Origin of the sequence: Xanthomonas campestris pv. campestris str. ATCC 33913, assembly GCF_000007145.1 — a bacterium.
Lineage (GTDB): Bacteria > Pseudomonadota > Gammaproteobacteria > Xanthomonadales > Xanthomonadaceae > Xanthomonas > Xanthomonas campestris.
In genome coordinates, this window is record NC_003902.1 from 2,589,522 (window position 1) to 2,602,825 (window position 13,304).

11 protein-coding genes are annotated in these 13,304 nt (G+C 65.2%); 5 read left to right on the forward strand and 6 right to left on the reverse strand.

The features are described 5' to 3' along the window. Positions 1-58: 58 nt before the first annotated feature. From XCC_RS11450 to XCC_RS11470, 5 genes are all read left to right on the forward strand, one after another. Entirely contained in the window at positions 59-388 is a 330-nt protein-coding gene (locus XCC_RS11450) for a hypothetical protein (RefSeq protein WP_011037342.1), read from the forward strand. Positions 389-589: 201 nt separating this feature from the next. Then, positions 590-1,624 (forward strand): agmatine deiminase family protein, encoded by a 1,035-nt coding sequence (locus XCC_RS11455; protein ID WP_029628951.1) that lies wholly within the window; start codon positions 590-592, stop codon positions 1,622-1,624. 78 nt (positions 1,625-1,702) lie between these two features. Beyond that, a complete protein-coding gene (locus XCC_RS11460; protein ID WP_011037344.1) occupies positions 1,703-2,587 on the forward strand; it encodes a carbon-nitrogen hydrolase in 885 nt (294 codons plus the stop codon). 6 nt (positions 2,588-2,593) lie between these two features. Further along, a complete protein-coding gene (locus XCC_RS11465) occupies positions 2,594-3,121 on the forward strand; it encodes a GNAT family N-acetyltransferase (RefSeq protein ID WP_011037345.1) in 528 nt (175 codons plus the stop codon). A 4-nt stretch (positions 3,122-3,125) separates the two neighbouring features. Then, positions 3,126-4,346: a TraB/GumN family protein gene (locus XCC_RS11470; RefSeq protein WP_019237613.1), complete on the forward strand. Its 1,221-nt coding sequence runs from the start codon at positions 3,126-3,128 to the stop codon at positions 4,344-4,346. 147 nt (positions 4,347-4,493) lie between these two features. Here XCC_RS11470 and XCC_RS11475 read toward each other — a convergent pair whose 3' ends face one another. The 6 genes from XCC_RS11475 to XCC_RS11500 all read right to left on the reverse strand — a co-directional run bounded on the left by XCC_RS11475 (position 4,494) and on the right by XCC_RS11500 (position 13,291). Then, on the reverse strand, positions 4,494-5,366 hold the full coding sequence (locus XCC_RS11475) for an endonuclease/exonuclease/phosphatase family protein (protein WP_043877892.1): 873 nt from the start codon (positions 5,364-5,366) through the stop codon (positions 4,494-4,496). Between the two features lie 62 nt (positions 5,367-5,428). After that, the gene (locus XCC_RS11480; protein WP_019237611.1) at positions 5,429-8,563 is read right to left on the reverse strand and encodes a discoidin domain-containing protein; all 3,135 of its coding nucleotides are present in this window, start codon (positions 8,561-8,563) and stop codon (positions 5,429-5,431) included. Positions 8,564-8,589: 26 nt separating this feature from the next. Continuing rightward, positions 8,590-9,426 carry a carbohydrate ABC transporter permease gene (locus XCC_RS11485; protein ID WP_011037349.1) on the reverse strand — a complete coding sequence of 279 codons (837 nt, stop codon included), beginning with the start codon at positions 9,424-9,426 and terminating at the stop codon, positions 8,590-8,592. Continuing rightward, the gene (locus tag XCC_RS11490) at positions 9,423-10,307 is read right to left on the reverse strand and encodes a carbohydrate ABC transporter permease (protein ID WP_011037350.1); all 885 of its coding nucleotides are present in this window, start codon (positions 10,305-10,307) and stop codon (positions 9,423-9,425) included. Before XCC_RS11490 ends, XCC_RS11485 begins: the two co-directional genes overlap by 4 nt. Continuing rightward, positions 10,304-11,650 (reverse strand): sugar ABC transporter substrate-binding protein, encoded by a 1,347-nt coding sequence (locus tag XCC_RS11495; RefSeq protein WP_011037351.1) that lies wholly within the window; start codon positions 11,648-11,650, stop codon positions 10,304-10,306. The genes XCC_RS11490 and XCC_RS11495 overlap by 4 nt, the downstream gene beginning before the upstream one ends. A gap of 3 nt (positions 11,651-11,653) precedes the next feature. Continuing rightward, positions 11,654-13,291, reverse strand: coding sequence for a glucoamylase family protein (locus XCC_RS11500; protein ID WP_011037352.1), 1,638 nt, complete (start codon positions 13,289-13,291; stop codon positions 11,654-11,656). Between the last annotated feature and the right edge of the window lie 13 nt (positions 13,292-13,304).

Genomic DNA, 13,304 nt, shown 5'->3' on the forward strand with positions numbered 1-13,304 from the left:
TGCGATGTTTTTTTGCTGTAATCACCGTTCGAATCTTGTCCACTGGGGAGTAGATGACATGCGCAACCGTCTGTTTGTAGGGTCACTGATGGCATTGATGGGGATCAGTGCCAGTGCTTATGCCGAAACGCTGCTGGTTGACCGGGCGCAGCAGAAACCTGCCGCTGCCCTGCCCTTGCGTGGCGACAGCATGGGCCAGGTGGAAAGCCGCTACGGTGCGCCGCAGGAAAAGCTGGACCCGCGCGGCGGCCAGAAGCGTCAATGGCCGACCATCCATCGCTGGGTGTATCCCGCCTTCACGGTGTACTTCGAAAAGAGCAAGGTGATCGACGTGGTGGCCAACCAGGCCGACGCCGACGAGATCGGCCCGAAGCCGCCGATTCGCTAAGCACCACGTCCGCAACATCAGGCGCGGCGCGCATGCGTGCCGCCGCGCCGCTTGACACAACCGGGGCGTACAACGCTCCGGTGCAGCCACCGAGCACTGCCGCCCAAGTGGCATGAACGGACTGCAAGCCTTCGCACCTGGGTGCGGAGATAGCCCACCGCCGGGGCGTTGCCCCAGGCATCAGATGAGTAAGTGACCGGCATGACCGACAGCGTTCGTTTTCCTGCGGAGTGGGAATCCCAATCCGCCATCCTGATTGCCTGGCCACATGCCGGCACCGACTGGGCCGAGCGCCTGGCCGAGGTGGAAGACACCTATATTGCCTTGGTCACCGCGATCACCCGCTTCCAGCCGGTGATCATCTGCGTGGCCGACGATGACCTGCAGATCTATGCCGAAGCCCGCCTGCGTTCGGCGCGGGTGGAGATGGCACAGGTACGCTTCGTGGTTGCCGCCTACAACGACACCTGGCTGCGCGATTCGGGCCCGATCACGCTGCGCCATGGCGACGGCTTCCGGCTGATGGATTTTCGCTTCACCGGCTGGGGTGGCAAGTTCGAGGCGAGCCTGGACGATCAACTGGTTAGCAGCCTGGATGCGGCGAGCGTCTTCGTGCCCGCCGATGTGCAGACGGTCGACTTCGCGCTGGAAGGTGGCGCGATCGAAACCGATGGCGCCGGCACCTTGCTGACCACCTGGAAGTGCCTGCACGAACGGCACCCGCAGCGCTCGCGCGACTCCCTCAGCAGCGACCTGGCGACCTGGCTGGCGCAGGACCGCGTGCTGTGGCTGGACCACGGCTATCTGGAAGGCGATGACACCGACGCGCATATCGATACGCTGGCGCGCTTCGCCGGCGCGGATGCGATCGTCTACCAGGGCTGCGCCGTACCGAGCGATTCCCACTACGCCGAGCTGCAGGCGATGGGCGAAGAACTGGCTGCGCTGCGCAAGGCTGATGGGCAGCCGTATCGCCTGTTCGTGCTGCCGTGGGCAGAGCCGATCCTGGACCAGGGCCGGCGCCTTGCCGCGTCGTACGCCAATTTTTTGATCGTCAACGGCGCGGTGCTGATGCCGGCCTATGGCGACGCCGCGGATGCTGCGGCGCAGGCAGTGCTGGCCGACGCGTTTCCGCAGCACCAGATTGTGCCGGTGCCATGCCGCCCGCTGATCTGGCAGAACGGCAGCCTGCATTGTCTGACCATGCAGTTGCCTGCCGGCCTGCTGGCCGCCTGACCCGTATTGTTCCGGCCGGCAGGCCGGCGTTCCACCATGGCGCGCTACCCTGTGCGCCACCTAGCAGGACGAGTAGCCATGACCCGACATCTCCTTCCCGTCGCGCTGATCCAGGAGCGCAACCACGGCGACGCCGAGGCCAATCTGGCCGTCATCGAGTCGCGCGTGGCCGAAGCCGCCGCGCAGGGCGCCAAACTGGTGCTGCTGCAGGAACTGCACAACGGCGCGTATTTCTGCCAGCACGAATCGGTAGACGTGTTCGATCTGGCCGAGCCGATTCCCGGCCCCAGCACCGAGCGCCTGGGCGCGCTGGCCAAGCAGCATGGCGTGGTGATCGTGGCCTCGTTGTTCGAGCGCCGCGCCGCCGGCCTGTACCACAACACTGCCGTGGTGCTGGAGGCGGACGGCCGTTTGCTTGGCAAGTACCGCAAGATGCACATCCCCGACGACCCGGGCTTCTACGAGAAGTTCTACTTCACCCCGGGCGATCTGGGCTTTACGCCGGTGGATACCTCGGTCGGCCGGCTCGGCGTGTTGGTGTGCTGGGACCAGTGGTACCCGGAAGCGGCGCGCCTGATGGCGCTGGCTGGTGCCGAATTGCTGCTCTACCCCACCGCGATCGGTTGGGATCCGGACGATGCGCAGGCCGAGCAGGAACGCCAGCGCGATGCGTGGGTGCTGAGCCATCGCGGCCATGCGGTGGCCAACGGCGTGCCGGTGCTGTCGTGCAACCGTGTCGGTCACGAGCCGTCGCCGATCGGTGCTTCGGGCATCCAGTTCTGGGGCAATAGCCACGTGCTGGGGCCGCAGGGCGAGTTCATTGCCGAAGCCGGGCAGGATCCGACCATCCTGGTGTGCGATGTGGACCTGCAGCGCAGCGAGCATGTGCGGCGCATCTGGCCGTTCCTGCGCGACCGCCGCATCGACGCGTATGGCGATCTGCTCAAGCGTTACATCGACTGACCGCGCATGCCCGTCGAGCTGCGTGAGGTCCGCGACGCGGACATCCCGGCGATCACCGCGATCTACGCGGAGCAGATCGCCGGGTGCAACACCTACGAATACGTCGCGCCGTCGGCCGAGCAGATGCGCGGCCGCGTGCGCGCCATCGTGGACGCCGGTTATCCGTATCTGGTGGCCGAACGCGATGGCGCGGTGATCGGGTACGCCTACGCAAGCAGCTACCGCGCACGCGCCGGCTACCGCTGGACGGTGGAAAATTCGATTTATCTGGCCGCTGCCGCGCAAGGATGCGGCATCGGTTCGCAGCTGCTTGGCGCCTTGATTGCCGTCTGCGAGCAGCGCGGCTACCGGCAGATGATTGCCGTGATCGGCGATGCCACCAACCAGGCGTCACTGCGCCTGCATGAACGTTTTGAGTTTCGTACGGTCGGAGTCTTCACCGGACTGGGCCGCAAGCATGGCCGCTGGTTGGACGCGGTGCAGATGCAGCGCCCGCTCGGCTCCGGTCACACCGCCCCTCCTTCCGATGAATGACCCCATGACCGAAATCACCCCCGTGTTGCAGGACGATGCGCTGTCCGGCCAGCCGCACCGCATCGTCGAACGCGACGGTGTGCGCTACACCCTGCTCGGCACCGCGCATGTCTCGCTGGCAAGCGTGGCCGCGGTGCAGCGGGCGATCGGCAGCGGCCGGTACGACGCGGTGGCCGTGGAGCTGGACGCGCAGCGCCTGCAGGCGCTCAGCGACCCCGATGCCCTCGCCCGCCTGGATCTGGTGCAGGTAATCCGGAAGGGTCGCGTGGCGCTGTTCGCCGCCAACCTGGCATTGGCCGCCTACCAACGTCGCCTGGCCAAGCAGTTGGGCATCGAGCCGGGTGCGGAGCTGAAGGAAGCGGTGAACCTGGCACGTGCGCAGGGCCTGCCGGTGCATTTGATCGACCGCGAAGTGGGGCTGACCTTCAAACGTGCTTCCGGGCGGCTGGGCTTCTTCGGCAAGATGAAGCTGGCCGGTGGCCTGCTGGCGGGGCTGTTCGCCGCTGACGAAGTGGGCGAAGAAGAGATCGAAAAGCTCAAGCAAGGCGACATGCTGGAGGCCAGTTTCGGCGATTTCGCCAGCGAAAGCCCGGAGCTGTACGAGACGGTGATTGCCGAGCGCGATCGCTACATGGCCACGCGGCTGCGCGAAGAAGCTAGCCCCACCCAGCGCGAGGTACTGGCCGTGGTCGGCGCTGGCCATCTTGCCGGGCTCGCCCGCCACCTTGCGCAGGACACCGATGCGCCCGGCCCGCTGCGCGAGTCGCTGGAATACGTGCAGCAGCGCAAGCGTATTCCCTGGATCACGCTGGGCATGCTGACGGTGATCGTTGCCGGGATCGGGATCGGGTTCTGGCGCGGCGGCATGTCGATGGGTGCGGACCTGCTGCTGCAATGGGCGATGTACACCGGCGGCCTGGCAGCGCTGGGCTGCCTATTGGCCGGTAGTCATCCGCTGAGCATTCTCACCGCCGCGGTGGTGGCACCGTTCAAGCCGTTCCGGCTGAGCGTGCCGACCGGCGCGTTCGCCGCCTTGGTCGAAGTGCATATGCGCAAGCCGGCCTATGGCGACTTCCTCACCCTGCGCGACGATGCACAGACCTTGCGTGGCTGGTACCGCAATCGTGTGTCGCGGGTGGTGCTGACGTTCCTGCTGACCAACCTGGGCAGCGGCGCGGGCGTGTGGCTGGCCGGTGTGCAGATTTTTCAGCGCCTGCATGGGTGAGTTGGGGGAGCGCGGCCGCCGCATCAGCAGTTGATGCGGTCCTACCGTTGTAGGAGCGCACCTGGACGCAATGGTGACTTGCGCGACTGACAGCTGGAATAGGCAGCCTGATCGCGCCCAACTACGCTCCTACGACGAGGGCTGCTGCTACGGGGCGGCAGCCGTCTCCGGCGCGAATTGCAGGCGTACCCACACCCCGTAATGGTCCGAGGCCCAGCGGCCTTCGGCATACGGGGTGTCGAACAGGATGCGCGCCTCGCGTGCGAGCAGGCGGTTCTGCTGGAAGAACACGTGATCGATGCGCGCGGGTTTGTCGAACACATGCAGGTTCAAGGTGCTGACAGTTGCATCGCTGTTGCGGTGCACGCTGCCATAGCTGTCGCCATAGCCCTTGCGTAGCGCTTCCAGATCCAGGGTATCGGCCGCAGTGTTGAAATCACCGGCGATCACCACCGGCGCCTGGTTGCTGTTGGACGCGATGAAGTCCAGCAAGTCGGCCACCTGGCGGGTGCGGGTCGCCGCACCGCGCGCATCGGACCGCTCGTTGAGATGCGTCACGTAGACGTTGACCGGCTGGCCATCCATATCAACCTGCAGATGCGCGGCCACGCGGTAATCGTCCAGCGGTTGCAGCAGGCGCTGATGCTGGGCCAGCACGCTGCGCTTGCTCAGCAGCGCGTTGCCATAGCGCTTGGGCGCGCCGGGCGGGTCGACCGATGCGAACGTGTACGCGTAGCCAAGCCGACTGGCCAGCCAGGCGGCCTGATTCTCCACACTGCCGCGGCGTTCGATCACTTCCTGCAAGGCGATCACATCCGGCGCCAGCTGTTTGAGTTCCTTGGCGATATAGGCACGGCGTGCCGGCCAGTCTTCGCGGTCGTGATGCAGGTTGAGGGTGACCAGGGTCATCTCGCGCGGGGCCGCGCTGGCGGTTTGCTGCGAGCGCGATGTTTGTTCTGCGTTCTGGACGTTGGCTTGCTCCGCGTGCGCACCCGTGCAGGACAGGGCCAGCACCATCAACACACCGAACCGGCCGCGATAGCGCCGCGACGTTGTTGCCCGCAACGACCGGCGCCACGTGTTCATTGCGCGGCCCGTTCGGCCCGCCGCACCGCGCTCGGCACGTCGATCTGCACGGAGGCCGGCAACTGCTGGATGCGCAACTCGCCATTCTCCCACTGCACCGCCTCGCCATTGATGCTGGCCTTGCCCGGTTCGCCCTGATACGGCCAGGCAAACACCACGCCGCCGGGCGGCAGGATCAGGCCGGGCTGCAGCTGCAGCACCAGCTGCTTGTCGGTGCGCTGCAAGGTGTAGTTGAGGCGGCCATAGGGCGTGCGCAGCTCGGCAATGCCAATGCCCTTGCCGTCGAACCAACGCGTTGGCGTGCCGGCGGCAATCACCAGGCTGGCGTCGGCCTCGCGCCCGTAGGCAAACATGTCCAGCACCGAGCGCACGAAGTCCGAAGCCACCCATGCATGCGGTAGGTCGCCAACGAAGAACGGCGTGCGCGGCGTACGCGAGACCACTTCGGCCCACTGGTTCCAGGGCTGCGGCGCGCGGTCCTTGAAGAAGAACGCGGTGGCATCCCAGGCGCGGTCGCGCCAGCCCAGGCGCACGAATGCAGCCACGTTGCGCCATTCGTACGGCGTGTAGTCCTTCCATTCGCGCTTGCTGTCGCGGCGATCGGTGAATTCCTTCCAGTACCGCTCGAAGGTGTTGTTCAACAGCTCCGGCGGCAGGCGCTGCTGCTCGCCACCGGGCGCCAGCGCGATGGTGGTGGAGGTTGCATCGAAGTCGCCCAGTTCCGCCGAACCGGGCAGGAAATCCAGCTGATGCTGGCGTACCGCCGCCGCCAGCGAGGCGGTGAGATCGCCGCTGAATTCGTCGCGGGCGGTGCTGAAGCGCGCAACCTCGTCGGGCTTGTCCAGCGCACCGGCCAACATCACCGCGTCCTTGTAGCCGCGCAGCGCCCAGAAGTTGTCCCAATACGAATGCACCGGCTTGGCCGAATAGCCTTCGTGGCTGATCGACACCGGCATCATTCCGTAGAAAGCCGGGTTACGCATGAAGTTGTCTTCGGTGCGCTCGCTGGCGCGCAGCTTTTCCATGTAGTCGTACGCGCCGAGCACGTGCGGCCACATCTTTTCCAGGAACGGCTTGTCGCCGGTGTAGCGGTAGTACTCGGCGACGTTGAAGATCAGCTCGCCATGGCTGTCGTTTTCCGGCACCGGGTCGCTGCCACGGTCGTCCACGCAGCACGGCACCATGCCGTCGGCAAATTGATACGGCGCAAACCAGTCGACGTAGTCACGCACCACGTCTTCGCGGCCGAGCCGCAGCAGGCCTTCGGAAATCATGGCGCCGTCGCGGATCCAGCTGCGCGAATATGAGCGCGTGCCCGGCTGCAGGCGCGGGCCGATGCGCGAGATCAGCATGTGCGCTAACGCGGTACGCAGCGTATCGACAACCGGCTTGCCTTCGGCCGGCACGCTGATGCGCACGCGATCGAGCTTGCCGCGCCACTGCTGGGCCACTTGCTGCTGCGCCTTGTCGGCATCGAAGCCGGCCGGCAGCTGCGCGCTGCCGGTCTGCGGAATGACCAGCGCAACCTCGCGGCTCTGGCCCGGCTCCAGCTTCCAGCGATACACCAGCACGCCCGAGGCCAGCCCGGTTTCGTCCTTGACCTGCGTGGTTGTGGGCAGCGTCGCGGCGGTGAGATGGGTGACATCCATGCCGCTGTCGAAGGCGCTGGCGAAGGCGGCATCCGGCCGCTGCGCGGCAAACACGCGCGGCTTGCCGTTGACGTTGACCTGCGCCCCGTCCACCGACAACTGCTCGATGCGGCTGATGCCGCCCAGGGTGTTGAGGAACTGCGCCGGCGGGTTGACCTGGAACGGCCGTACCGCCAATGCGAGGGTGAACTCGCGCGCGTCCTTGCCGGTATTGCGCAGCTGATAGCGCGCGACCAACTGTGCCTGATCAGGAGTGCCCTGCACGAAGCCGGTGATGCGCAGGTTCATGAGGTCGTGGTGCCAGTCGACGCTGGGGATTGGCAGGTAATCGTCCTGCAGGCTTTGTTCGCTGCTGACATCGGCCCAGCGCAACAGCTTGCCGCCGACACTGACGAACGGCTCCACGCTGAAACCGCCCTTGCCCACTTCCACCGCGCCGTCTTCGCCGATCAGGCCTTGCTCGGTGCCGCCATCCAGGCCGAGGATGGTCCAGTACGGTTGCTCGCCGGAAAACCCGCGCGGAAAGTTGCCACGCGGCGATTGCGTCGCCAGCGATTTGATGAAGTCATTCGGCGTCGCGGCGAAGGCCAGCGGCTGCAGCTGCACTTCCTTGATGCCATAGCGCCAGTTGGGACCATCCTTGAGATCGAAACGCAGGTAGCGCGCCTCGGTATCCGGCAAGGCCAGCCAATCGGTGCCGCCGGCGCCGGCGATGACCGTGCGCAGGTCGCGCCAGCTACGCCCATCGCTGGACGACCGCACCACGTACTGCGATGCCTGCAGGCCCGGCACCCACTGCACGATGGCACCGCCGAACTCGCGCACCTTGCCCAGGTCCAGGGTCACCGTCTGCTGTTTGACTGCGCCGCTGAGCCAGAAGGTGTCCGGCTTGCCATCGGCCAGACGCTGCTCCAGCGCCGGTGCGGTGTCGGTAATGGCCTCGGCCTTCAACGGCGAGGTGTCCTCTGGCGGCAACGGGGTCAGGGTCAGGCGGTCGAAGCACACCGAGCCCTTGCCACCGACCTTGTTGTAGATGGTGAACTCGACATCGGCACTGCTGCGCAACTGCTTGTCCGCGCCTGGGCCCCAGGCCTTTTCGATGTTGCGCTTGCGGTAGTTGAAGGTGGTCCAGGTCTTGGGGAAAGTGAAGCCCGGCCGGTTGATCCACCACACGTTGTCGCCGCTGGCATCGATCAACTTGACCTGCAGATCGTTGGACGGCGACTCGCCGCGTAGCGCAAAGCCAATGCGGTAGTTGTCCGGAAACTCGATCGGCAGGCTGCGGCGGATGCCGACATAGCCAGACACGCCGTTGAAGTTGTAGTCCAGGCACAAGGCGTGGCCGCCGGAGGTGGTTGCTACCGGGCGCAGCGAGCCGCTGACCTGGTTGGAGACCACCAGCCGCCACGCGGCGATGTCGTTGAATCCGTCGAGCACGCGCTCCTGCGCCTGTGCCGCACCCGCGGTGGCAACAGCGGCCATGGCAAACAGTCGCAGGAAAATTGGCTTCACCCCTTCACACTCCCCAGCAGAAGACCTTGGATGTAGTAACGCTGCAGCGCCAGGAACAATAGCAGCACCGGAATCACCGTCACCACCGCGCCGGCCATCATCAATTCCACGTCCATGATGTGCTCGCGCGACAATGCGGCCAGCGCCACCGGCAAGGTGTATTGCTCCTGGTCGGTCAGCACGATCAGCGGCCACATGAAGTCGTTCCACGAGCCCATGAAGGTGAAGATGGTCAAGGTGACAAGCACCGGCTTGAGCATCGGCAGCACGATCTGGAAGAAGATCCGCATCTCGCTGGCGCCATCGATGCGTGCCGCTTCGATCAGCTCATCGGGAATGCTGCGCGCGTACTGGCGCACCAAGAAGATACCGAACACGGTGGCCAGTGCCGGCACCACCACCCCGCCGATGTTGTTGACCAGATGCAGCTGCTTCATCAGCAGGAACAGCGGCAGCATCGCCACCTGCGCCGGGATCACCAGCGCGGCCATCAGGATCTTGAAGATGCGCTCGCGGCCGATGAACTGCAGCTTGGCAAACGCGTAGCCGGCCATGGTGTTGATCAGCAACGAGCCCAGCGTGATCAGCCCCGACACCATCAGGCTGTTGGCGAAGTTGCGCGCCATGCCGGTGCGGGCGAACAGCTCGTGGTAGTTGGCCAGGGTGAACGCCGACGGCAGCATCGGCGGCGGAAACCGGCTGGCCTCGCCGGTGGGCATGAACGACACCGACAGCATCCACAACAGCGGCGCCAGGCTGACCAGCGCCAGCAGCAACAACCCGCCATTGATCAGCAGGCCATTCCAGCGCGATTCGCCCACATCACGACTCATATCAGGTCCTTCTTGCGCCCGAAGCGCAGCATCACGGTGGTCACGGTCAGGATGATCAGGAACAGCAGGAACGCCACCGCCGACGCGCGGCCGAGGTTCCACCACTTGAAGCCTTCCTCGAACATGAAATACAGCACGCTCACGGTGCTTTGCAGTGGGTCGCCGCGGGTCATCACATAGGGTTCGGCGAACAGCTGGAAATAACCGGAGATGGTGATCACACCGACCACCATCAGCACCGGGCCGAGCATCGGCAAGGTGATGTGCAGGAACTGCTTCCAGCGCGAGGCACCGTCGATGCGCGCCGCCTCGTAGAGGTCTTGCGGGATCGCCTGCAGGCCGGCCAGGAAGATCACCATGTTGTAGCCGAAGTTCTTCCACACCGCGAACAGCATGATGGTCGGCATTGCCCAGCGCGGATCACCCAGCCAGTCGATCGGGGCGATGCCCAGGTGGCTCAGGCCGAAATTCACCAGGCCGTACTTGATGTGGAACAGGTAGCGCCAGATCACCGCGACTGCCACCAGCGTGGTGACCACCGGCGCGAACAACGCGGTGCGGAACAAGGCCTTGAACCGCGAAGCCTTGGCATTGAGCAGCAGCGCCGCGCCCAGCGACACCGCGATGGACATCGGTACGCCCAGCAGCACGAAGTAGGTGGTATTCCACAGCGACTTCCAGAACAGCGGCGTCTGCAGCAGCTCGATGTAGTTGCCCAGGCCGACGAAGCGCAGATGGCTGCTGTCGGCCAGTGCGTACAGGTCGAAGTCGGTGACGCTGAGCACCAGCGCGGCGAACACCGGCACGCCGAAGAACATGCCCAGCACCAGGATCGACGGCGCGGCGAAGACCCAGCCGGCCACGGAGTTGCGCTTCATCATCGGGCAGCTCCTTCAGCCGCTGCATTCGCCGGCGCAGGCATCGGCGTGGCCGGTGCGGCCGCCGGGCCGACATGCCCGCCTTCCTGTTCGTAGATCCAGCGGCGCTTGGCCAGAATCTCGTCCACGCGTTTGTCCAATTCCTGCACGGCGTCCTCGTGCGATTGCCCGCCGCGCACCACGCGCTCGGTCACCAGGCGCATCTCCTGCACGATGCGCTCCCACTCCAGCACCTTCGGCGTGGCCTTGACCCGCTCGAGCTGGTCGCCGAAGGCATGCGCCAGCTCGTCATTGGCCAGCGACGGCAACTTCCAGGTGCTGCGGCGCGGCGGCAGGTCGCCGATGATGGCGTGGAAGCGCGCCTGCACGGTCGGCTGGGACAGATATTCGATCAGCTTCCAGGCGGCGTCCTTGTGCTGGGACGACTTGAAGATCACCAGGCTGGAGCCACCCGCAATGCCGGCACCCAGGCCGTTGGGGCCCGGCAACGGCGCGGTGCCCCACTTGCCTTCCATGCCCGGCGGCTGGCGCAGCTTGAACTCGCGCACGTTCCAGGGCCCGGACAGGTAGAACGCGTAGTAGCCGTTGAAGAATTCGTACCAAACGTTGGAGACCTGGGTCTCGGAGACCTTGGGTGCCCAGCCCTTCTGGTACATGGTGTCGTAGAAGCCCAGCGCCTTGCGGAAGCCTTCTCCACGGAAGTTGCCGTAGTTATCGTGGTCGCGTAGCAGGCGGTCGTCCTGCTGCAGCGCAAACGACAGCTGCTGCTCGAACTCGTTGAGCGGCATCAGGATGGCGTAGCGGTCCGGGCCGACATGGCGCTTGATCGCCGCCATCACCTGCTCCATCTCCGCCCAGGTCTTGGGCATCTCGGTATAGCCGGCTTCGCGCAGCAAATCCTTGCGATAGAACAACAGGCGCGTGTCCACGTACCACGGCACCCCGTACAAGGTGCCGTCGACCAGATTGGTGTCCCATACGCCGGGGAAGTAGTCCTTGGGATCGACGATGCTCGAGCGCGCCACATACGGCTGCATCGGCTCCAGCGTGTCCAGCAGCGCGAATTCCGGCAGCCAGGTGTTGCCGAGCTGGCACACATCCGGCAGCCCATCGGCGGCGAAGGCGGTGAGCAGCTTTTCGTGCGCGGCCGTCATCGGGATGTTCTGCACATCCACCTTGATGCCGGGATTCTGCCGCTCGAACTCATCCACCAGCTCGGCCACCACCTCCGCTTCCTTGCCCATCGCCCAGAAGCGCACGGTGGTCTGGCCCTGCTCGGAACGTTCACATCCCGCCGCACCCAGACACAGTGCGGCGGCCATCATCATCAGTTTCAAAAGGCGCACGGATTACTCGGGTTTGGGGCGTTGCGAGGAGTGTTGCCGCTGCGACGGGTCCTGCTGCGCCTGGGCAGCGGCCGCACGCGATTCGGCCATGCCCAGCGCGCGCGCTGCGGCGGCCTGCTCGTCCTTCTTGGGCAGCGGCTGCGGCTCGCCGTCGGGCGTGAGCCAGCCACCGGTGAAGCCGGCGCGTTCCAGGCCGGTACGGATGTAGGCGTTCTTCTTCATCACGTTCCAGACAAATTCGTTCTGGTAGTTGGCGATCATCGCCAGGATCGGGCCCTGGTCGATGGCGATGTAGTCGCTGGCCACCCAGCCACGGTCCGGCACCATGCGCCCGGTCTTGAGCGGGATGTCGTAGTTGAAGCTGGGGTTGAACGAATCCAGGAAACCATAGCTCGAATACAGGAAGTCGCCATAGCGCTTGTGCATCTCTTCGGTGGCCGGAATCACCACCTCCGGTGCGAACACGATCGAGGAAATCGCCGCGGTTGGCGCGATGGTGCCGTCGTCGAAGTTCTCGCGCAGGCCGGCGCCGCGTGAAGAGTAATGGCGGAACTGGCGCTGCTCGCCGCGGTATTCCTGGCTGGTGTTCTGCGGGCCGTCGCCGGCGGTGAGGCCCCAGACGTTTTCGCCATAGTCCTTCCACTTCATCGGGTTATCGATGGCGTAGTCGCGCTGGGCCAGCGTGGCGCGGCGGCTGTTGAGGAAGTAGTCGATGCCGCGCTCGCGCATGTACTGGTCCTGGATATCGCGGAAGTCGATCCAGACATGGCTGTACTGGTGGCCGAACATCGGGCCGAAGGACAGGTATTCCTGGCCCTGGTAGACGCCCCAGTCGTTGTTGTAGGTGCGGGTCCAGACCGTCCACGCATCCGGCTCCACGCCGTGCGTGGGCGAGCCGAGCGCCAGGATGTACAGCATCATGGCTTCGTTGTAGCCCATCCAGTCGTGGTCGATGAAGCCGCTCTCGGGGAACCAACCCATCGAGATCAGCGGCGCCCGCTGCTGCAGCCAGCGCCAGTCCACACGCTTGTACAGCGTGTCGGCGATCTGGCGGATTTCCTTTTCGCGCGGGTCGTCACCGTCGTAGTACGACTGGGTGAACAGCACGCCCATCATCAGCAGCGCGGTGTCCACGCTCGACAGCTCGACCCAGCTGTCATAGCGGTTGCCCTGCTGCATATCCAGAAAGTGATAGTAAAAGCCCTTGTAGCCGGCCTTACCGGTCCGCTGCGGCCCCATCGGCGCATCGCGGAAGAATTTGAGGGTGGTCAAGGTGCGGTCGATCGCCTGATTGCGGCTGACCCAGCCGTTCTCGATACCGATCGGATACGCGGTGAGCGCAAAGCCCACCGAGGCGATGCTGGCGAACGGACGCGAGGGAAACCGGTCCGGCGACAGCCCATTGAGTTCGTTGGTGGTGTCCCAGAAAAACTGGAAGGTGCGGCGTTCGATATCGGAAAACAGCGGCGGCAGCGGCGGCTTGACCGGCTTGGGCGGAATCTGTGCTTCCACCAGGATCACTTTCACGGGTGCCTTCTTTTCAGCCACCTTGGGCTCCTCGGCCTGTTTGCAGGACGCCAGCAACAGCGCCCCCACCATCAGTGGAACTGCCAGCCAACGCGATGTCTTACCCCTGTTCATCCGCCCCCCACTC